The sequence below is a fragment of the Aeromonas sp. FDAARGOS 1403 genome, assembly GCF_019047325.1.
Taxonomy (GTDB): domain Bacteria; phylum Pseudomonadota; class Gammaproteobacteria; order Enterobacterales; family Aeromonadaceae; genus Aeromonas; species Aeromonas dhakensis.
This window is the reverse complement of record NZ_CP077249.1, coordinates 4635077-4654967: the sequence shown is the minus strand read 5'-3', so window position 1 is coordinate 4654967 and position 19891 is coordinate 4635077. Positions and strand designations below refer to the sequence as shown.

At 63.3% G+C, this 19891-nt stretch carries 19 protein-coding genes; 16 read left to right on the top strand and 3 right to left on the bottom strand.

The annotated features are described in order from the left end of the window. Positions 1 to 74: 74 nt before the first annotated feature. The gene (locus I6L33_RS21260) at positions 75 to 1163 is read left to right on the top strand and encodes a PLP-dependent aminotransferase family protein (RefSeq protein WP_254204984.1); all 1089 of its coding nucleotides are present in this window, start codon (positions 75 to 77) and stop codon (positions 1161 to 1163) included. Positions 1164 to 1223: 60 nt separating this feature from the next. On the opposite strand, the gene I6L33_RS21255 is transcribed toward I6L33_RS21260, so the two are convergent. Continuing rightward, positions 1224 to 1628: a GFA family protein gene (locus tag I6L33_RS21255; RefSeq protein ID WP_216973298.1), complete on the bottom strand. Its 405-nt coding sequence runs from the start codon at positions 1626 to 1628 to the stop codon at positions 1224 to 1226. A gap of 21 nt (positions 1629 to 1649) precedes the next feature. After that, a complete protein-coding gene (gene torT / locus I6L33_RS21250) occupies positions 1650 to 2702 on the bottom strand; it encodes a TMAO reductase system periplasmic protein TorT (RefSeq protein ID WP_216973297.1) in 1053 nt (350 codons plus the stop codon). Positions 2703 to 2772: 70 nt separating this feature from the next. On the opposite strand from torT, the gene torS reads away from it, so the two are divergent. Further along, positions 2773 to 5583: a TMAO reductase system sensor histidine kinase/response regulator TorS gene (gene torS, locus I6L33_RS21245; protein ID WP_216973296.1), complete on the top strand. Its 2811-nt coding sequence runs from the start codon at positions 2773 to 2775 to the stop codon at positions 5581 to 5583. Between the two features lie 36 nt (positions 5584 to 5619). Here torS and I6L33_RS21240 read toward each other — a convergent pair whose 3' ends face one another. Beyond that, positions 5620 to 5907: a hypothetical protein gene (locus tag I6L33_RS21240; protein WP_017783746.1), complete on the bottom strand. Its 288-nt coding sequence runs from the start codon at positions 5905 to 5907 to the stop codon at positions 5620 to 5622. Positions 5908 to 6327: 420 nt separating this feature from the next. Here I6L33_RS21240 and glyA point away from each other — a divergent pair, with 420 nt between their 5' ends. From glyA to I6L33_RS21170, 14 genes are all read left to right on the top strand, one after another. Further along, positions 6328 to 7581 (top strand): serine hydroxymethyltransferase, encoded by a 1254-nt coding sequence (glyA, locus tag I6L33_RS21235; protein WP_099358765.1) that lies wholly within the window; start codon positions 6328 to 6330, stop codon positions 7579 to 7581. An 82-nt stretch (positions 7582 to 7663) separates the two neighbouring features. Beyond that, entirely contained in the window at positions 7664 to 8137 is a 474-nt protein-coding gene (locus I6L33_RS21230) for a hypothetical protein (protein ID WP_216973295.1), read from the top strand. Positions 8138 to 8215: 78 nt separating this feature from the next. After that, positions 8216 to 8548: an NIPSNAP family protein gene (locus I6L33_RS21225; protein WP_024941228.1), complete on the top strand. Its 333-nt coding sequence runs from the start codon at positions 8216 to 8218 to the stop codon at positions 8546 to 8548. 122 nt (positions 8549 to 8670) lie between these two features. After that, positions 8671 to 9120 carry a transcriptional regulator NrdR gene (gene nrdR, locus I6L33_RS21220; protein WP_005298086.1) on the top strand — a complete coding sequence of 150 codons (450 nt, stop codon included), beginning with the start codon at positions 8671 to 8673 and terminating at the stop codon, positions 9118 to 9120. A gap of 96 nt (positions 9121 to 9216) precedes the next feature. After that, positions 9217 to 10326, top strand: a complete 1110-nt coding sequence (gene ribD / locus I6L33_RS21215; protein ID WP_216973294.1) for a bifunctional diaminohydroxyphosphoribosylaminopyrimidine deaminase/5-amino-6-(5-phosphoribosylamino)uracil reductase RibD — start codon at positions 9217 to 9219, stop codon at positions 10324 to 10326. Positions 10327 to 10380: 54 nt separating this feature from the next. Then, entirely contained in the window at positions 10381 to 11034 is a 654-nt protein-coding gene (locus tag I6L33_RS21210) for a riboflavin synthase (RefSeq protein WP_005298090.1), read from the top strand. A gap of 141 nt (positions 11035 to 11175) precedes the next feature. Continuing rightward, positions 11176 to 12285: a bifunctional 3,4-dihydroxy-2-butanone-4-phosphate synthase/GTP cyclohydrolase II gene (ribBA, locus tag I6L33_RS21205; RefSeq protein ID WP_010633099.1), complete on the top strand. Its 1110-nt coding sequence runs from the start codon at positions 11176 to 11178 to the stop codon at positions 12283 to 12285. Positions 12286 to 12416: 131 nt separating this feature from the next. Then, positions 12417 to 12887 (top strand): 6,7-dimethyl-8-ribityllumazine synthase, encoded by a 471-nt coding sequence (gene ribE, locus I6L33_RS21200; RefSeq protein ID WP_005298094.1) that lies wholly within the window; start codon positions 12417 to 12419, stop codon positions 12885 to 12887. Positions 12888 to 12901: 14 nt separating this feature from the next. After that, complete coding sequence (gene nusB, locus I6L33_RS21195; RefSeq protein ID WP_005298096.1) at positions 12902 to 13315, top strand: transcription antitermination factor NusB; 414 nt, start codon at positions 12902 to 12904, stop codon at positions 13313 to 13315. Positions 13316 to 13511: 196 nt separating this feature from the next. Further along, the gene (thiL, locus tag I6L33_RS21190; protein WP_201988303.1) at positions 13512 to 14471 is read left to right on the top strand and encodes a thiamine-phosphate kinase; all 960 of its coding nucleotides are present in this window, start codon (positions 13512 to 13514) and stop codon (positions 14469 to 14471) included. Next, the gene (locus I6L33_RS21185) at positions 14468 to 14962 is read left to right on the top strand and encodes a phosphatidylglycerophosphatase A (protein WP_216973293.1); all 495 of its coding nucleotides are present in this window, start codon (positions 14468 to 14470) and stop codon (positions 14960 to 14962) included. The genes thiL and I6L33_RS21185 overlap by 4 nt, the downstream gene beginning before the upstream one ends. Before the next feature lie 510 nt (positions 14963 to 15472). After that, positions 15473 to 17197 (top strand): ABC transporter ATP-binding protein, encoded by a 1725-nt coding sequence (locus tag I6L33_RS21180; RefSeq protein WP_214454825.1) that lies wholly within the window; start codon positions 15473 to 15475, stop codon positions 17195 to 17197. Between the two features lie 59 nt (positions 17198 to 17256). Next, positions 17257 to 18813 (top strand): ABC transporter substrate-binding protein, encoded by a 1557-nt coding sequence (locus I6L33_RS21175; RefSeq protein ID WP_005298104.1) that lies wholly within the window; start codon positions 17257 to 17259, stop codon positions 18811 to 18813. Positions 18814 to 18912: 99 nt separating this feature from the next. After that, on the top strand, positions 18913 to 19887 hold the full coding sequence (locus I6L33_RS21170) for an ABC transporter permease (RefSeq protein ID WP_054545417.1): 975 nt from the start codon (positions 18913 to 18915) through the stop codon (positions 19885 to 19887). The last annotated feature ends 4 nt before the right edge of the window (positions 19888 to 19891 follow it).

Genomic DNA, 19891 nt, shown 5'->3' with positions numbered 1-19891 from the left:
TGCCACCCGACATTCCGACTCCCCGCAATCCCTTGCCCGAAATTTACCAGCACCCTTTCGGTGAGCCTCCCCGAGTGTTTCAGGTCGGCGTGCCCGCGCAGGATGGCTTTCCCGGCAAGCTGTGGTCGCGGGTGGCGGCCCAGGTTGCCAGTGAGGCTGCCGTTGGGATGGTCAGCTATCCCGATCCCCGTGGCGAGCTGCCCCTGCGCACCGAGATCGCCGCGTATCTCAGTGTGGCCCGTGGGATGAGCTGCTCGCCGGCTCAGATCGTCATCACCTCCGGTTACAGCGGCGCTCTCGGGCTGCTCGTCCATGCGCTTGAACTTAAAGGGAAGGCTGCCTGGCTGGAGGATCCCGGTTATCCCCTGTCTCGCATGGCGTTAGCCATGGCGGGGATGACGCCGGTGCCAGTCCCGGTCACGGCAGAGGGGCTCGATGTGGAGGAGGGGATAGCCCGGGCGGGGGACGCAGCGTTGGCCATCGTCACCGCCGGCCAGCAGGCGCCGCTGGGCATGACCCTCTCCCTGGCCCGCCGTCATCGGCTGCTGGAATGGGCGGCCAGTGGCTGCGGCTGGATCGTCGAGGATGATTACTTAAGCGAATTGCAACTCACCGGCCGGGCGGCGCCGGCGTTGGCCTCCCTCGACCGCCATGGCCGGGTCATTTATGTCGGCACCTTTAGCAAGACCATCCGCCCTGGCCTGCGGCTCGGGTTTATGGTGCTGCCCCCTGCCCTAGTCGAGCGGGTGGGGGAGGTGGCCGCCGCGCTGGCGCCCGCAGGCTCGGTGGCCAACCAGCTGGCCCTCGCCGAGTTCATGCGCAAGGGCCACTATCTGCGCCATTTGCGCAAGATGAAGCGGCTCTACCGTGCGCGGGCGGCGGCGCTGCAACAGGCTCTGCCGGTCCCCGCCGAGGCGGTCACCCTGGCGGGGCTGGCGCTGCTGCTGCGCCTGCCTGTGGGCTGTGACGATCGTGCCATCGCGCATCGGGCCGAGGCCTTCGGGCTGACGCCTGCCCCCCTGTCCGTCTGGTACGCCGATCCGGCGCGGGCTAGGCCGGGCCTGCTGCTCGGCATCACCAATCTCCCGCAAGAGGGGGTGGAGGCGTGCTGCGCCCACCTGATGGATCTTATCGGGCACCAGGAGGACGAAGCGGCGTCCTGAAGGATGAGCAGGCGCCCTCCCGTGACTCGTGCCTTGGGAGAACACAGGGTTTGCCGGCGCTTAGCGGCCGGGGCGTTCGGGGAACTGGGGCAGGTCATCGCCTATCTGGTGCCAGGGCGCCTTGGAGCCGACGAAGATGTGAAACGCGGGCTTCTGGCTCGGCGCCTCGTCCAGTATCCCCAGCCGTAGATTGATCTTGCCCGTGCTGCGCTTCTGGCTGAACAGGCTGGAGCCGCAGTGGCGGCAGAAGGCGAGGCTGGTCTCGTCCGATTTCTGGTAGCGGCCGATGGCCTCGCTCCCCTTCGCGATGGTCACCTTGTCACCATCCAGCCCGCCGACGGAGGCGTAGTCCGCCCCGGAAAACTTGCGGCACTCGCTGCAATGGCAGTTGCCCATGTAGTCGAACTGATCCGGCAGGGTCAGGGCCACGGCGCCGCACAGGCAGCTCGCATGCAATGTGTTCATCTCTTCTCCTTGAGTGCTGGGTTAGTTGCCGCTGGCGTCGAAGCCGACCCGGTAGACGGGGCGAAAGGTGCCATCGGACAGAGAGTTGGCGGGATTGGCCAGGGGGGCCTCCAGGGTCAGGATGGGGGGGCCCATCACCCGCGGGCACTGCTGCTCGCCGGCCTCGGGACTTTGCAACAGGCAGACCGCCTGGGCCACTGCAAGGCGCCCCTGCTGGCGCATCTGATCGCTGTTGGCGGCCAGGACCTTGCCCCGGCGCAGGCCGCGCTGCACCCCGTGGCTGAAGTAGGTGCTCAACACTTGGGGTTTTGTGAGTTGGCGCTGGGCCAGCTCGTTGACCGCCACCTCGGCGGCGATGGCGCCCCCCACCAGATAGTCGAGGTCGGGGTGGCGGGCCAGGGTCTGCTGCACCAGGGTGCGCTGGATCTCGCGGCTGTTGTCACCGCGCGCCGTGGTCACCAGTCTGATGGCGCTGCCCTGGATGGCTGCGGCAAAGCCGGGCTCGACGAAGTTGTTGCCGCCACTCGCCTGCGGGCCGGGAAAGAGCGCCACCGTCACCTGCGGGCTGCCGGCAGGGTGGCGCATTGCCAGCCAGTGGCCAATTTGCCAGCCCATCTGATACCAGGAGACCCCCACCTTGGCCTTGACCAGTCCGGCGGGCAGGTCGTTGACCAGGCCGAACACCGGCAGCGGGCTGGCGCCGATCGCCTCGCCGAGCCCATCGTAGCTCACCGCACCGAGCAGGATGGCGTTGCTCCCCTCGCTCACGCACTGCTGCAACTGGCGGCGCTGTTCGGCAAGGGCGCCGTAACCGCCCGCCTCGTGGATGCGCAGCTTCACGCGAAGCCGCTTGGCCTCCTCCACCATGCCCTGATTGAGCGACAGCCAGTAGGCGTCGCGCAGGTGGGGGTAGAGAGCGCACAGGGTCAGGGGGCGCGTGACGGGGGTGGGCCCTTGCCAGTTCAGGCGGGCCGGCTTGCCGCCGAAGGCGCCATCCGGCCAGTGATCCACCTCGAAGGCGAGGGCGCAGGCCGGGAGCAGCAGGAGCAACAGGGAGAGACAGACGCTTCGCATGGCCGGGGGTTTTGTTAAAGTGTGGGGCCATATTATCCGGTCAAAGTCGACCACAACCAAGGGGCTTCGCGTGAGAATCTTTTCCGGCCTGGGTGGCAAGCTGCTGCTGGCCTTCTCCCTGATGGCGCTGTTGACCCTGGGGGCCTCCCTGCTGGGCTGGTTTGGGCTCACTCATCTGCGCCAGCTGGAGCAGGGGGTTAAGCAGACCCTGGCGGATCAGGAGCTGGCCCGCACCCTGGCGCGGCTCGGCGGCGAGATCCAGAGCTCTTCCCACCTGCTGGCCTCCGCCACCAGCGAGGGGGAGCGGGAGCATCAGGGGCGGCTGCTCACCCTGCAGGGGCAGCAGATGCAACAGGTGCTGGAGCAGCTGGGCCATGGTGGCGGCAAGCAGACCCCAGATGAGCTGCATCGCCTCAGCCAGACCATCATCGGCAACCTGGGCCAGCAGGGCTGGCTGGTGGGGGAACGGCTCACGCTGATGGCCGAAGGTAGCGCCCTGCGCTCCCGGCTGGTGACGGCCGCCGGTCAGGTGGCGGAGCTGGCCCGCAGCCAGATGGAGAACGCCGAAACCGTGATGGTGGCGGGGCTCGGCTCCCTCTATTCACTGCAAGGGCGATCTGCAGATCGGGCGATCGACCGGCTGCTGGAGCAGGATCTCGACTGGCTGGAGCAGATGACGGAGCTGCGCCATCGCACCCTGATGCAGCAGCAGCGTATCGAGGAGATCTGGCGCAGCGACCGGCAGGACGGGCTGCAAACCCTGCTGCAGGAGGTGCGCGGTGAGCTGGCTATCTTGCGGCTGCGAGCGGGAGCGGTGACCGATCCGGCCCGCCGCCAGGCGGTGGAGCGGGCGCTGGACGAGCTGGAGCAGAGCGATCGGCTGGTGCAACTGCGCAGCGACTGGCTCGGCAAGGGGGAGGCGCTGCGGGTGTTGGCCGCCGCCAACGAGGCCCTGATGGGGAGTCTCAACCGTCAGGTCGGCACCCTGGTCAGTCAGGCCCGCGACTCCCTGAGAGAGAGCCAGCAGGCATTGAGCCAGCGGCTCAAGCTGCTGGAGCAGGCCCTGATGGTGATCGGCCTGCTCACCCTGGTGCTGCTCATCCTGTTGATGTGGCGCATGGTCTATGGTCGCATCGTCTGGCCGCTGCAGCGAGCGGTCGCCGGGATGAGCCGGCTGGCGAAGGGGGATCTGGCGCCGCTGACGCCGGTTGGGGAGGTCGGGCGTGACGAGCTGGCGGAGCTGGCGCGGGCGCTGCAGGTGTTTCGTGACAACGCCATCGAGCTTGGCCGCTACCAGCGGGAGCTGGAGTCGCGGGTCGAGGAGCGCACGGAGCAGCTCAGCCACGCCAATGCGCGCCTCAACGAGGAGGTGGAGAAACAGCGGCTGGCCCGCGCCGAGGCGGAGCAGGCCAACCGGGCAAAATCGGTGTTCCTTGCCACCATGAGCCACGAGATTCGCACCCCCATGAACGGCATCCTCGGTGGCCTCACCCTGCTGGAGGACACCCACCTCAGCGAGACCCAGCAGCGCTACCTGGCCGCCATCGAGCAGAGCGGCGAATCCCTGCTGGAGATCCTCAACGACATTCTCGACTACTCCAAGATCGAGGCCGGCCATGTGGAGGCGCGCCGCGAGCCCTTCTCCCTGCGCCCGCTGGCCGAGGAGCTGATCGCCCTGTTCGGGCCGAGGGCCGACGCGAAAGGGGTGACGCTGGCGCTGGAGTATGCCCCCTCGCTCCCTCCCGTGGTGGAGGGGGATCTGGGCAAGCTGCGCCAGGTGCTCTCAAACCTTTTGGGCAATGCGGTCAAGTTCACCGTCAAGGGGCGCATCACCCTGGTGGTGGCGCCGCTGGCCTGCGCGGGTCCCTGCACCGAGCCCTGCATCCGCTTCGTGGTGAAAGACACCGGCCCCGGCATCCCGTCCGGGGAGCAGGAGGCGGTGTTCGAGGCCTTTCGTCAGCGCAAGCGGGACATGGGTCATCAGGGGGGCACGGGACTGGGGCTCGCCATCAGCCGCCGGCTGGTGGCCGCCATGGGGGGAGAGCTCACGCTCTCCAGCGAGCCGGGGCAGGGGTGTGAATTCAGCTTCAGCCTGCCGCTGCAGCGCTCGGCGGCCCAGCTGCCGGCCAGTGCCCAGCCGGTGCGCCTCGGCCAGCCGCGGGAGATCCTGCTGGTGGAGGACAACGAGATCAACCGGCTGGTGGCCGAGGGCATGCTGGTGCGCCTCGGCCACAGAGTCACCTTGGCCGAGGATGGACGCAGCGCGCTGGCGCGGGTGACCGAGCGCCCCTTCGAGCTGGCCCTGCTCGACATCAACCTGCCGGACATGGATGGCATGACGCTGCGCGAGGATCTGGTGGCCATCAGCGAGGAGGAGCATGGCTGCGGCCTGCCCGCCATCGCGGTCTCGGCCCAGATGTACCCGGAGGATGTGCGCGCCTGTCTGGCGGCGGGGTTTGCCGATTTCGTCGGCAAGCCGGTGCGGCTGGGGGCGCTGGCCGCGGCCATCGACCGTTTGTCAGCGGGGGAGGAGGCGCCTCCCCTGGTGGCGGGCGAGCCGCTCGCTGGTAGCGGGACCTCCAACCGGGTGCTGGAGGCGGATCTGACCCTGCTCGGCAGTCAGCGCATCCGCCAGCTCATCGCCCTGTTTGCCGAGCAGGGGGCGCCCCTGGTGGCCGAGCTGGCGCACAGCGAAGGGAAAGCGCAGCGCGCGCTGGCCCACAGGCTCAAGGGCAGCGCCCTGGCGCTCGGGCTGGATGATTTCGCGGCGCAGTGCGCCGCCGTGGAGCAGGGGCGGCTGGATGGGGGGGCGCTGGCCGGGCCGTTTGAGCAGGCGCTGGCCGGTTTGCAGGCGTGGCAGACGAAGCATCTGCCGGATTAGCGGCAAGGGGGCGTGGTTCACACCCTCGCAGGAAAGTCATTGCTCTTCGCGGTAGAGCGGCTGCCTGCACTGGGCGCAGAGGTGCTGACGGCGAAAGTCGGCCTGGTGCACCAGGCCCACATCCAGCTGCTGATGATGGCCGCAGTGAATGCAGAAGATGATGTCGCCGTCGATGGCGTCCGGGTGGGCCGCCAGATACTGCTCGCGGGTGGGCAACTGATCCCATTGGGTGGTGAAAGGGCTCTTGCGACTGCCGGTGTAGTAGATCCAGTAGAACAGCGCGAATACCGAAATAATCAGAAACAGCATCAAGTTATCCAGCATGGCTTACTCCCGTGAGTCTGCGGTGTGACAAGACAAGAGGGTGACGCGAGCAGCAGTTGACCGGATGCGGTGAGGGGCCCTTCCGTTGCCGGCCTGCGCGCCGGGCAACTGCTGTGCCTGCTAAAGATGTTATCTGTTAGTAAATGCTATATCCATGATCTGGCTCTGGTTTTGGCCGGCTGATGAGCCATGCTCCGGCACTTGGCCGAGTGTATCGGCGGCAGATGAAGAGTGCGCCGGCCGGGCGGGCGTGGGCTCGCCGGCGGGTCGCAGCCCGCCTGGTCGGTGTGAAATTTGCGACGCATTTTACATTTTTTAAACAAATTTTTGGGTGGTTGGACTGTCTCTTTGATCCAGCTCACGTTACAATGCGCCTGCCCACTTCACCTATCGCGCAAACGATTTTCAGGAGAGAAACGGATGTTGAAACGTGACATGACCATTGCCGGCTATGATCCCCAGCTGTGGCAGGCCATCACAGACGAGACCCGTCGTCAGGAAGAGCATATCGAGCTGATTGCGTCCGAGAACTACACCAGCCCCCGCGTCATGGAAGCCCAGGGCTCCCAGCTGACCAACAAGTACGCCGAAGGTTACCCCTCCAAGCGCTACTACGGTGGTTGCGAGTATGTGGATGTGGTTGAAACCCTGGCTATCGAGCGCGCCAAAGAGCTGTTCGGTGCCACCTACGCCAACGTGCAGCCGCACTCCGGCTCCCAGGCCAACAGCGCCGTCTACATGGCCCTGCTGCAACCGGGCGACACCGTGCTGGGTATGAACCTGGCTCACGGTGGTCACCTGACTCACGGCTCCCCGGTCAACTTCTCCGGCAAGCTGTACAACATCATCCCCTACGGCATCGACGAGTCCGGCAAGATCGACTACGACGAGATGGAACGTCTGGCCGTTGAGCACAAGCCGAAGATGATGATCGGTGGCTTCTCCGCTTACTCCGGCGTTGTCGACTGGGCCCGCATGCGCGAAATCGCCGACAAGATCGGTGCTTGGCTGTTCGTCGACATGGCCCACGTGGCTGGCCTCATCGCCGCCGGCGTCTACCCGAACCCGGTGCCCCACGCTCACGTGGTCACTTCCACCACTCACAAGACCCTGGCCGGTCCGCGCGGTGGTCTGATCCTCTCCGCCGCTGACGACGAGGAGCTCTACAAGAAGCTCAACTCCGCCGTCTTCCCGGGTGGTCAGGGTGGTCCGCTGATGCACGTCATCGCCGGCAAGGCCGTTGCCTTCAAAGAGGCGCTGGAGCCCGAGTTCAAGACCTATCAGGCCCAGGTCGTCAAAAACGCCAAGGCGATGGCTGCCACCTTCATCGAGCGCGGCTACAAGATCGTCTCCGGCGGCACCGACAACCATCTGATGCTGGTTGACCTGATCGGCCGCGAGCTGACCGGTAAGGATGCTGATGCTGCGCTGGGCAAAGCCAACATCACAGTCAACAAGAACTCGGTGCCCAACGACCCGCGCTCCCCGTTCGTCACCTCCGGTGTGCGCATCGGTACCCCGGCCATCACCCGCCGCGGCTTCAAGGAAGCCGAGTCCATCCAGCTGACCCACTGGATCTGCGACGTGCTGGACAACCACGACAACGACGAAGTGCTGGCCACCGTGCGCGAGAAGGTGCTGGATATCTGCCGCCGTTTCCCGGTTTACGCATAATCGGCCTGCTTTTCAGGTTGAACCGCAATGCCACCCTCGGGTGGCATTGTTTTTTGTGGCGTCTGGCAACATGAGAGGGGCTATGAGTCAGCACAGCAAAGAGCAGTTGCAGGGCACAGGGGGTGGGGGAAAAACTGAGAGGGACTTGGCGTCGGCAGCGCTCAGGCAGGCGATCCGTGCCCAGTATCACTTTCGCGCCAGCGAACAGGGGCTGCTGGCCTGGGACGTGCGCCGGTTGGTGTGGCTGAGCCGCGATCTGCCGGTGCAGGCGGTGGCACTCGGTGAGATTGCCGAGCTCGACCAGCTGCACTGGTACGGCCATGGCGCCGCCAGCCCCACGGTGCGCAGCGTGGTGGAGCACTGCCAGCTCATGATGGCGGCCGATCTCGCCTATCCCATCCTGCTGGACAGCGCCGGCCGGGTGATGGACGGCATGCACCGGGTGGGCAAGGCATTGATGCTGGGCCACAGCCATATCGAGGCGCGCCGCTTTGCCGTGGATCCGGCGCCCGACTATCAGGATTGTGACCCGGATACCCTGCCTTATGATGACTGAGCCCGGTCGAATGGATGACTGGGATGGGCGCCTAAAACAGCTTTGATGTTCAAGAAACGGATGGCAGGAGATAGCTCAATGAAGAGAGTGCTGGAGATCCGGAACTACCGGCTCAAGGCCGGTAGCCGGGCAGAGTTTCATAGGCTGGTTGCAGAGCAGAGTTTACCGCTGCACCGCGAGTGGGGAATGGATGTGGTGAATAATGGCCCTTCCTTGCACCATCCGGACGTCTATTTTTTGATGCGGGCTTACGCTGATCTTGACGATCTGACCCGTTCACAGGCGGCATTCTATGCCACGGATGCATGGAGAAAAGGTCCGAGAGACGCCATCGTCGAGCTGATAGAGAGCGACACCAATACTGTGCTCTGGCTGCCTGATGTCGCCATTGATGCACTTCGTGGTTGCTGATGGCATCTGTCACTTCCCTTGTTTTCACGGGCTTTTACCGGTTCCGGATGGCCGTGCTACACTGGCCGGCCTAGAGCCGGCCCCGGTGGTCGGCGCCCTTTTCCGTCAACGCCGGAGGTCCGATGCATTGCCCTTTCTGTAGTGCGGTAGATACCAAGGTGATCGATTCCCGTCTGGTGGCCGAAGGCCATCAGGTACGCCGCCGTCGCGAATGCCTGCTATGCCACGAGCGCTTCACGACCTTCGAGATGGCCGAGCTGGTCATGCCCCGCGTCATCAAGTCCAACGGCTCGCGCGAGCCTTTCAACGAAGACAAGCTGCGTGCCGGCATCCTGCGGGCACTGGAGAAGCGGCCGGTGAGCATGGAGGCCATCGAGAAGGCGGTCAACCACATCAAATCCCGCCTGCGGGCCACCGGCGAGCGCGAAGTGGCCTCCGAGCTGGTGGGCAACCTGGTGATGGACGAGCTCAAGGGGCTCGACAAGGTGGCCTATATCCGCTTTGCCTCCGTCTATCGCAGCTTTGAAGACATTCGTGAGTTTGGTGAAGAGATCGCCAAGCTGGAGAAGTGAGTCTTTCTTCCAAACCAGGTTGCCGCGTTCGATTACGCTGCGCTAATCGAACCTACGATATTGCGTAAGCCTGGATGTGCTGTCAGAGGAGCCCAGATGTTTAGTCAAGACGATTACCAATGGATGAGCCGGGCCCTCGAACTGGCCCGCCGCGGCCGTTACACCACGGCCCCCAACCCCTGTGTCGGTGCCGTGCTGGTGAAGGCTGGCGTGGTGGTGGGAGAGGGCTGGCATCAGCGGGCCGGCGAGCCCCATGCCGAGGTCTATGCCTTGCACGCGGCCGGTGAAGAGGCCCGCGGCGCCACCGCCTACGTGACCCTGGAGCCCTGTTCCCACCACGGTCGCACCCCGCCCTGCGCCGAGGCGCTGATCAAGGCCGGTGTGAGCCGGGTGGTGGCCGCCATGGTAGACCCCAACCCTCAGGTAGGGGGGCGCGGCCTGCGCATGCTCTCCGAGGCGGGCATCAAGACCGATTTCGGTCTGCTGGCAAGCGAAGCCGAGGCGCTCAACCCGGGCTTTTTCAAGCGGATGCGTACCGCCTTCCCGCAGGTGACGGTCAAGCTCGGCGCCAGCCTGGATGGCCGCACCGCCATGGCGAGCGGCGAGAGCCAGTGGATCACCTCCCCGGAGGCGCGCCGCGACGTACAGCGACTGCGGGCCCGCCACGATGCGGTGCTCTCCAGCGCCGAAACCGTGCTGGTGGACAACGCCTCCCTCACCGTGCGCTGGGACGAGCTGCCCCCCTCGGTCAAGGCTGTCTATCCCAAAGAGACCCTGCGCCAGCCGCTGCGGGTCATCGTCGACTCACAGAACCGGCTGACCCCGGATCTGCCCCTGTTCCAAAGCGAGAGCCCGGTGCTGCTGGCCCGCCACAAGGCGGACGGCGACTGGCCAGCCTGGGTACAGCAGCTGGAGGTGCCGCTGCTGGATGGCAAGCTGGATCTGGTCAGCCTGTTCATGCTGCTGGCGAAACAAAACGTCAACTCGGTACTGGTGGAGGCGGGGCCCCGCCTGTGCGGCGCCCTGCTGGACAAGGGGTTGGTGGACGAGCTGGTGCTCTATCAGGCGCCCAAACTGATGGGGGACGAGGGGCGCGGGCTGTTCCACCTGCCGGCGCTGACCCGGCTGTTCCAGGCACCCAAGCTCAACATCAAGGATGTGCGCATGGTTGGCCAGGATATTCGTATTACCGCCAAAATAGCCTGATTTATCAATGTTAAAGGGGGCATTGTCGCCCCCGTCATCAGCAAGGTGATCTGCATGTTTACCGGAATTATCGAAGCGGTGGGAACCCTGGCCGAGCTGCGTCGCCAGGGCGAAGACATGGCCCTCACCGTGCACGCGCCCACCCTGGATTTTGGCGACGTCAAACTGGGCGACTCCATCGCCACCAACGGCGTCTGTCTTACCGTGATCGCCTTGGGCGACAAGCGCTACACCGCCGACGTCTCGCTGGAAACCCTCTCCCGCACCGGTTTTTCTGCCGCCAAGGTGGGCGATCGGGTCAACCTCGAGAAGGCGCTGATGCCCACCTCCCGCCTCGGCGGTCACCTGGTCTCCGGCCACGTGGACGGGGTGGGGGAGGTCAAGAGCGTCTCCAGCAGCGGCCGTGCCATCGAGTACTGGATCAAGGCGCCGACGGAGCTCTCCCGCTACATCGCCGAGAAGGGATCCATCGCGGTGGACGGCATCAGCCTTACCGTCAACGCCGTGCAGGGGGATCTGTTCCGGCTGACAATCGTGCCCCACACCGCCCAGGAGACCACCATAGCCGGCTGGAAGCCGGGCAGGAGCGTCAATCTCGAGGTGGATCAGATAGCCCGCTATCTGGAGCGGCTGATGACGGGTCAGCGCCAGGAGAGCAGTGCTTCCACCCTGACCCTGGAGAAGCTGGCCCGCTCCGGTTTCCTGTGACGGAACCTCGGCGGGAAAAACGCTTTTCTGTGATCCCGCTCCGATTGAAATGGGGCCCCGCGTGCCCCATCTAGAGCACAATAGGCAGTATCACGTCGAGCCGACTGGCTCAATCCCCGAAGCATGTTGATGGAGTAGCCCATGGCGCTGAGCACGACCCAGGAAATCATTGCCGATATCAAGGCTGGCAAGATGGTGATCCTGATGGATGACGAAGACAGGGAGAACGAAGGGGACCTCATCATGGCCGCCTCCTGTGTCCGCCCGGAAGATATCAACTTCATGGCCCGTTACGGCCGGGGGCTCATCTGTCTGACCCTGACCCGGGATCGCTGCAAGCAGCTGGCGCTGCCGCTGATGGTCGACCGCAACAACGCCCAGTTCTCGACCGCCTTCACCGTGACCATCGAAGCGGCCGAAGGGGTGACCACCGGCATCTCCGCCGCCGACCGGGCCGTCACCGTGCAGGCGGCAGTGGCGCCCGATGCCAAGGCTTCCGATCTGGTGCAACCCGGCCACATTTTCCCGCTGATGGCCCAGGATGGCGGCGTGCTGACTCGCGCCGGCCACACCGAGGCGGGTTGTGACCTGGCCCGGCTGGCCGGTTACGAGGCCGCTTCCGTCATCGTCGAGATCTTGAACGAGGATGGCACCATGGCGCGCCGCCCTGATCTCGAGATCTTCGCCGAGCAGCACGGCATCAAGCTTGGCACCATTGCGGATCTCATCGAATACCGCAACCAGCATGAGACCACAGTCGAGAAGGTGGCCGAGTGCAAGCTGCCCACCGAATATGGCGAGTTCGACCTCATCACCTTCCGCGACACCATCGACAACCAGGTGCACTTCGCCCTCAAAAAAGGCGAGGTGAGTGCCGACCAGCCAACCCTGGTGCGGGTCCATCTGCACGACGTGCTGAGCGATCTGCTGCAGACCGACCGCCACGCCGCCCGCAGCTGGCCGCTGCCCAAATCCATGGCCCGCATCGCCGACGAGGGCGGGGTGCTGGTGATCCTGGGGGCGGAAGCCCACGGTGCCGAGCTGCTGGCCAGGGTCAAGGGCTTCGAGGCCGCCGACAAGGGGCTGGCGCCGGAAGGAGCCAAGTGGCAGGGTACCTCGCGCCGGGTCGGCGTCGGCTCCCAGATCCTCAAGGCGCTGGGGGTGGGCAAGATGCGCCTGCTGAGCTCGCCGAAGAAGTATCACGCTCTCGGCGGCTTCGGCCTGGAAGTGGTGGAGTACGTCGGCGAGTAAGCGCCGCATACGGCTGAAATCATCCTCATGGCCGCCCGTTGCGGCCATGGTTTTTTGTCGTGGGTCTGTTGTGCTAGAATGTGCGCACTTTTGACTCCGGCCCTTTTGCTTTCACAGATACAGGATTTCCAATGAAGGTTATCGAAGGAAATATCGCCGCTCCTGAAGCGCGCGTTGCGATTGTCGTTGCTCGTTTCAACAGTTTCATCAACGACAGCCTGGTGAGTGGTGCACTGGACGTACTGAAGCGTCAAGGCCAGGTACAGGACAGCAACCTGACCCTGGTGAAAGTGCCGGGCGCGGTTGAAATGCCGCTGGTCATCAAGAAACTGGCCAAGAGCGGCAACTATGACGCCATCGTGGCAGTCGGCACCGTCATCCGTGGCGGCACCTACCACTTCGATCTGGTCGCCAACGAGAACAGCAAGGGCATGGCCCAGGTAATGATGGAATATGAAATTCCGGTTGCCTTCGGCGTACTGACCACTGAAAACATTGAACAAGCCATCGAGCGTGCAGGTACCAAGGCGGGTAACAAGGGTGCAGAGGCTGCACTGGCAGCGCTCGAAATGATCAACGTCCTGAAAGAACTGGACGTGTAACGAGGAGAAATGCATTGAAACCGTCTGAGCGCCGCAAGGCCCGCCATTGCGCCACCCAGGCCATCTACCAGTGGCAGATGACCAAGGCCAACGTGGGCGACATCGAAGAGCAGTTCAAGATCGATCAGGACACCAAGGGTGTGGATCTGAACTACTTCCGCGATCTGCTGTTCGGGGTAGCCCTCCACTGCAACGAGCTGGACAAGGTCTTCGCACCTTTCCTCTCCCGTCCGCTGGAAGAAGTGGACATGGTGGACAAGGCGATCCTGCGTCTGGCGACCTATGAGCTGACCCGTCGTGATGATGTGCCGCCGCGCGTGGTGATCAACGAAGCGATCGAGCTGGCCAAAGCCTTTGCTGCCGATGACAGCCACAAGTTTGTCAACGGTGTACTGGACAAGGTGATCAAGTCGCTGGACAAGCGCTGATCCCTGTTCATCAGCATTCCATGCTGATCGATGCTCTGTCGCGAGCCGTCGTCAGCAAGGTGAAGCGCAGCGCCAGGCCGACGTGTATGGCAATACATGAAGAGCCCGGCAGCGACCAGCCTTGAACACGGTCTCGCAGCAAGAGCCGCAACAGCATCTAATAGAGGAGCCAGCTTAATCGCTGGCTTTTTACTGTATGGGTGAATTTGAGCTGATTGATAAGTACTTCAAGGTCCCCCACGCCCGCAAGGACGTGGTGATGGGCCCTGGAGACGACTGCGCCCTGCTGACCCTGCCCCCCGACACCCAGCTGGCGGTGAGCACGGATACCCTGGTGAGCGGCGTACACTTCTTTCCCGACATGGATCCGGTAGACCTCGGCTACAAGGCGCTGGCGGTCAATCTCTCCGATCTGGCCGCCATGGGCGCCGAGCCGCGCTGGGTGTCGCTGGCGCTGACCCTGCCCACCATCAACGAAGCCTGGGTGGCCGGTTTTGCGGAAGGTTTCCTCGAGCTTGCCGAATACTACAACGTGGCGCTGGTGGGCGGGGACATGACCCGCGGCCCCCTCTCCATCACGGTATCGGTCAAGGGCTCGGTGCCGGCCGGCCGTGCCCTGCTGCGCAGTGGTGCCAAGGCCGGCGACGGTGTCTATGTGACCGGCACCCTGGGCGATGCCGCGCTGGCGCTCTCCCACCTGCTGGCCAAGCGCACCCTCAACGAGAACCAGCTGGCGGCCGTGCTGCCGCGCCTCGATCACCCCCATCCCCGCATTCTGGCCGGTCAGGCCCTGCGCGGACTGGCCAGCAGCGCGCTGGATCTCTCCGACGGCCTGGCCTCGGATCTCGGCCACGTGCTCAAGGCGTCCGGCGTGCGGGCCCAGATCGATCTCGGTCTGCTGCCGCTCTCACCCGTGCTGCAGGATGCGGTGAGCGAGCAGGATGCCTGGCAGCTGGCGCTGGCCGGTGGCGATGACTACGAGCTCTGCTTCACCGTGCCGGAGGAGCATCGCGGCGCGCTGGATACGGCGCTGGCCAACTGCGGCGTCAAGTTCACCCGCATCGGCCGGATCCTGGCCGGTGAGCCCGGCATCGACTATCTGCACGGCGAGCAGCCGGTCGAGCTGACGCTGAAAGGGTGGGATCACTTCGCATGAGCTGGTTCATGATAAAGCCCGAGCTGAAGCGGTTGAACCTCAGGAACCCGCTTCACTTCCTGGCGGTGGGGTTTGGCTCCGGCCTCTCGCCCAAGGCGCCCGGCACCATGGGGACGCTGGCCGCCATCCCCCTCTATCTGCTGGTGAGCGGCTTGCCAACCTTCTGGTTCATCGCCCTGCTGGTGGCGGGTTTCGTGGCGGGCATCCGCATCTGCCAGAGCGCCACCGATGCCATCGGCATGCCGGATCACGGGGCCATCGTCTGGGACGAGGTAATCGGCTTTGGCGTCACCATGATAGCGGCGCCGGCCGGTTGGGAGTGGATACTGGCCGGCTTCGTGCTGTTTCGCCTGTTCGACGTGCTCAAGCCCTGGCCCATCTCCTGGTTCGACCGCCGTATCCACGGTGGCTTCGGCATCATGCTCGACGATCTCATCGCCGCCCTGTTCGCCCTGTTTTGTATGCAATCGCTGGCATACTGGCTGGGGTGACGGGGATTACGAGGGGGAATGCAGCGCTGGCATCCCCCTATTTATCTCTGTTTAGTTTTCATTCATCGGCATATGCTGCCGTTAAAAAATCATTTCACATAAATATTCACTACTCATTCGAGGCTTGAGACTATTGTGTCAATAGTGAATATTCCCGCCTGTTACACCCTTGTTGAAAGTAAAAGCACTAGATCATCATTTATGTGGTCATAAAGTCTGGATATGTGATTGCAGTCATCATTTATGACTGTAGAGCTGGCTGCTAACTGAGCAAAGTATTGCGAAATTGTATAACCCGATCATTTACACTCGCCGTCAAACCGTCTAAGTTACTCGCGGGTTATTCCAAAAAAATGCAAAAAACCCGCCCGGATCGCTGGTTTCGTTGTCTCATGGATTGAGCGTTTAGTCGTCATATCAAACACTCACGATCACGCCAAGGCACGACCGGCATCTGCGGCCGATTTACGGACGAATTATTTGGGACGGATGTCCCCCGCAGAGGTAACCATGTCCTTGCTCGAAGTGAAAAACTTGCGGATCGAGTATCCCTCCCGCTACGGGGTACTGGCCGCAGTGAAGGATCTCTCTTTTTCCATCGAAAAAGGGGAGATAGTCGGTGTCGTGGGTGAATCCGGCGCCGGCAAGTCCACCATCGGCAACGCCGTCATCGATCTCCTGAGCCCGCCGGGTCGCATCGCCCGTGGCGATATCTACCTCAATGGCGAGCTCATCTCCGGCAAGAGCCAGAACGAGATGCGGGCCATTCGCGGCTCGCGCATCGGTTTCATCTTTCAGGACCCCATGACCTCCCTCAACCCGCTGTTCACCGTCGAACATCAGCTGGTTGAAACCATCCTCGCCAACACCGACCTGTCACGTGAGGCGGCCTTTGCCAAGGCGCTCGAGTTGATGAAGGCGGTCGGGATCCCGAGCCCGGAGCTGCGCATCAAGCAGTATCCGCACCAGTTCTCCGGCGGCATGCGCCAGCGGGTGGTCATCGCCATCGCCCTCTCCGGCGATCCCGAGCTCATCATCGCCGACGAACCGACCACGGCGCTGGACGTCTCCATCCAGGATCAGATCCTCCAGCTCATCCGCACCCTCTGCAAGGAGCGGCAGGTGGGCTGCATGCTGGTGACCCACGACATGGGCGTGGTCTCCAACGTCACCGACAAGGTGGCGGTCATGTATCGCGGCGATCTGGTGGAGTTCGGCACCACCGAACAGGTGCTGGGTCGCCCCAACCACCCTTACACCCGCAGCCTCATCTCGGCGGTGCCCCGCTCGGATGTGAAGCTGGTGCGCTTCCCGCTGGTCTCCTATATCGAGGATGCCGGTGCGGCGGATACCAGCATCGATCTCAAGACCCACTGGCTCGGTCAGAGCCAGGACGAACGCGCCTATGAAGGGGCGCTGTTGCGGGTGGAAAACGTGGATCTGAAGTTCGTCACCAAGGACTCCTTCTTCCCGAGCCGCCGCCAGTATGTACGGGCCTGCAACAATATCAGCTTCGAGATCTTCGAAGGTGAGACCTTCGGCTTGGTGGGGGAGTCTGGCTCCGGCAAGTCGACCATCGCCCGCGCCATCACCGGCCTCTATCCGCCCGATACCGGCAAGATCTTCTTCGAGGGGATCGATCTCACCGCCCTCAAGGGCGAGCATGAGCGTCGCCCGCTGCGTCGCCAGATGCAGATGGTGTTCCAGAACCCCTACTCGTCGATGAACCCGCGCATGAAGGTGCGCGACATCATTGCCGAGCCGATCCGCTTCCACAAGCTGGCGGGCAGCGAGAGCCAGATCGCCGGCATAGTGGGGGATCTGCTGGATCACGTGGGGCTCGGCCGCGGCGCCGGGGTCAAGTACCCCCACGAGTTTTCCGGTGGCCAGCGTCAGCGCATCTCCATCGCCCGGGCCCTGGCGACCCGGCCCCGTTTCCTCATCTGCGACGAGCCCACCTCGGCGCTGGATGTGTCGGTGCAGGCCCAGATCCTGAACCTGCTCAAGGATCTGCAGCAGGAGCTTGGCCTCACCATGCTGTTCATCAGCCACGATCTGCCAGTCATCCGCCAGATGTGCGATCGCATTGGGGTGATGCAGCACGGTCACCTAGTGGAGGTGGCCGAGACCGAGAAACTGTTTACCAATGCCGAGCATGAGTACAGCCGCAAGCTGATCTCCCTCATGCCGGAGTTCAAGGGAATGTCCCGCGAGGGGCTGGAAATCGCAAGCTAGGAAAGCACCGGCTCGCCGGTATCTATGTCAATAAAAAAGCCAAAAGCATGGAGAAAACAATGAAAAAAGGATTGTCCAAGATTGCACTGGCGCTGTTTGCCGCTGGTTTCGCCTTTAACGTCTCCGCTGTCGACATCAAGGTCGGTGTCGCCTCTGACGCCACCTCGCTGGACCCGCAGGAGCAGCTCTCCGGTCAGACCCTGGAGATGTCCCACCTGGTGTTCGATCCGCTGATGCGTTACACCCAGGACCTGCAGTTCGAGCCGCGCCTGGCCGAGAAGTATGAGCGCATCGACGACAAGACCGTCCGCTTCTTCCTGCGCAAGGGCGTCAAGTTCCACTCTGGCAACGACTTCACCGCCGACGACGTGGTGTGGACCGTCAACCGTCTGAAGTCCTCCGTCGACTTCAAGGCCATCTTCGACCCCATCGCCGAAGTGAAGAAGGTCGATGAGTACACAGTGGATCTCGTCACCGCCAAGCCATTCCCGCTGGTGCTGCAGACCGTGACCTATATCTTCCCGATGGACTCCAAGTTCTATACCGGCAAGACAGAGGCGGGCAAGGACAAGGGCGAGATCGTCAAGAACGGCGACTCCTACGCCTCCACCCACGTCTCCGGTACCGGCCCGTTCAGCGTCAAGTTCCGCGAGCAGGGCGTGAAGCTGGAGTACGTGCGCAACGCCAACTATTGGGACAAGGCCTCCAAGGGCAACGTTGACAACCTGACCGTGGTGCCCATCAAGGAAGACGCCACCCGCGTGGCGGCCCTGCTGGGTGGCGACGTGGACATGATCTATCCGGTTGCGCCGAACGATCTGGAGCGCGTGAAGAATGGCAAGGACACCCAGCTGGTGACTCTGTCCGGTACCCGCGCCATCATCATCGAGCTGAACCAGAACACCAACCCGGCGCTGAAAGACAAGCGCGTGCGTCAGGCGATCAACTACGCCATCAACCAGGTGGGTATCGTCGAGAAGATCAACAAGGGCTTTGGCACCCCCGCCGGCCAGCTGAGCCCGAAAGGCTATGCCGGTCACAACGAGGCGCTCAAGCCCCAGTATGACCTGGCCAAGGCCAAGGAGCTGATGAAGGAAGCCGGCTACGAGAAGGGCTTCAAGATGAGCTTCATCTCCCCGGCTGCCCGCTACGTCAACGACGTCAAGATTGCCCAGGCCGTCTCCGCCATGCTGGCCAAGATCAACATCAAGGTTGATCTGAAGACCATGCCGGTGGCCCAGTACTGGCCGGAGTTTGACAAGTGCGCCGCGGACATGCAGCTGATCGGCTGGCACTCCGACACCGAAGATACCGCGAACTTCTTCGAGTTCCTGACCTTCACCAAGGATGCTAAGACCGGCATGGGCCAGTACAACTGTGCCGGCTATGCCAACGCCGAGGCTGACAAGCTGGTCGAGCAGGCCAACGCCGAGACCGACCCGGCCAAGCGCGCCGAGATGCTGAAGAAGGTCGAAGCCATGCTGATCGACGACGCCGCCTACGTGCCGCTGCACTGGGAAGATCTGGCCTACGGCGCCAAGAAGAACGCCGACATCAAGCCGGTGGTCAACGTAATGAACTTCCCTTACCTGGGTGACCTGGTGGTCGGCAAGTAAGCGCAAGTCGCAAGGAAGGACGGGGCGGGGTGGTCAGCCGGCCACCCCGCCTGCTAACAGAAGCCTGTGCCATGACACAGGCCACGTAGAAGGACAAGCATGTTTACATTCCTGCTGAAACGGTTCTATCAGGCCGTGATAGTGATGTTCGTCATCAGCCTGGTCGCCTTCTCCATCCAGGACAACCTGGGGGATCCGCTGCGCGAGCTGGTGGGACAATCCGTCTCCGAAGCCCAGCGCCACGAATTGCGCGAGAAGATGGGCCTCAACGATCCTTTCCTCGTCAAATACAGCCGCTTCTTGAAGAACGCGGTACACGGGGATCTGGGCACTTCCTACTTCTTCAAGCGACCCGCTCTCGAGGTTATCCTCGACAAGCTGGTGGCTACTCTTGAGCTGGTGTTTGGCGCTGCGCTGATCATCGTGGTGGTCTCCATTCCGCTTGGGGTCTACTCGGCGATCCGCCCGCACAGCATACCGACCAAGATCATCATGGCGGGGAGCAGCATCGGCATCTCGATCCCGGTGTTCCTGACCGCCATCATGCTGATGTACCTCTTCTCCATCCAGCTGGGCTGGCTGCCGGCCTATGGCCGCGGCGAAACCTACAACTTGCTGGGCTGGGAGTCGGGCTTCTTCACCTGGGACGGCATCAAGCATCTGATCCTGCCGGCGGTGGCGCTCTCCTCCATCATGCTGCCGCTGTTCATCCGGCTGGTGCGCTCCGAGATGCTGGAGCAGCTCTCCTCCGAGTACGTCAAGTTTGCCCGCGCCAAGGGACTGGACAACAACAAGGTCTATTACCAGCACGCCCTGAAGAACACCATGCTGCCGGTCATTACCGTCGGTGGTGTGCAGATCGGTACCATGGTGGCTTACACCATACTGACCGAGAGCGTGTTCCAGTGGCCGGGGACCGGCTTTTTGTTCCTCGAGGCGATCCACCGGGTCGATACGCCCCTCATCACCGCCTACGTCATCTTCGTCGGGCTCATTTTCGTGGTGACCAATACCCTGGTCGACCTGCTCTACGGGTTGATCAACCCGACCGTCAACTTGACCGCTAAGGGGTAAGCAC

Bases quoted from the DNA above. Each gene is read 5' to 3' on its own strand.
- I6L33_RS21255 (WP_216973298.1), bottom strand. From the start codon at position 1,628: ATGAACACATTGCATGCGAGCTGCCTGTGCGGCGCCGTGGCCCTGACC.
- torT (WP_216973297.1), bottom strand. From the start codon at position 2,702: ATGCGAAGCGTCTGTCTCTCCCTGTTGCTCCTGCTGCTCCCGGCCTGC.
- I6L33_RS21240 (WP_017783746.1), bottom strand. From the start codon at position 5,907: ATGCTGGATAACTTGATGCTGTTTCTGATTATTTCGGTATTCGCGCTG.
- glyA (WP_099358765.1), top strand. From the start codon at position 6,328: ATGTTGAAACGTGACATGACCATTGCCGGCTATGATCCCCAGCTGTGG.
- I6L33_RS21230 (WP_216973295.1), top strand. From the start codon at position 7,664: ATGAGTCAGCACAGCAAAGAGCAGTTGCAGGGCACAGGGGGTGGGGGA.
- I6L33_RS21225 (WP_024941228.1), top strand. From the start codon at position 8,216: ATGAAGAGAGTGCTGGAGATCCGGAACTACCGGCTCAAGGCCGGTAGC.
- nrdR (WP_005298086.1), top strand. From the start codon at position 8,671: ATGCATTGCCCTTTCTGTAGTGCGGTAGATACCAAGGTGATCGATTCC.
- ribD (WP_216973294.1), top strand. From the start codon at position 9,217: ATGTTTAGTCAAGACGATTACCAATGGATGAGCCGGGCCCTCGAACTG.
- I6L33_RS21210 (WP_005298090.1), top strand. From the start codon at position 10,381: ATGTTTACCGGAATTATCGAAGCGGTGGGAACCCTGGCCGAGCTGCGT.
- ribBA (WP_010633099.1), top strand. From the start codon at position 11,176: ATGGCGCTGAGCACGACCCAGGAAATCATTGCCGATATCAAGGCTGGC.
- ribE (WP_005298094.1), top strand. From the start codon at position 12,417: ATGAAGGTTATCGAAGGAAATATCGCCGCTCCTGAAGCGCGCGTTGCG.
- thiL (WP_201988303.1), top strand. From the start codon at position 13,512: ATGGGTGAATTTGAGCTGATTGATAAGTACTTCAAGGTCCCCCACGCC.
- I6L33_RS21185 (WP_216973293.1), top strand. From the start codon at position 14,468: ATGAGCTGGTTCATGATAAAGCCCGAGCTGAAGCGGTTGAACCTCAGG.
- I6L33_RS21180 (WP_214454825.1), top strand. From the start codon at position 15,473: ATGTCCTTGCTCGAAGTGAAAAACTTGCGGATCGAGTATCCCTCCCGC.
- I6L33_RS21175 (WP_005298104.1), top strand. From the start codon at position 17,257: ATGAAAAAAGGATTGTCCAAGATTGCACTGGCGCTGTTTGCCGCTGGT.
- I6L33_RS21170 (WP_054545417.1), top strand. From the start codon at position 18,913: ATGTTTACATTCCTGCTGAAACGGTTCTATCAGGCCGTGATAGTGATG.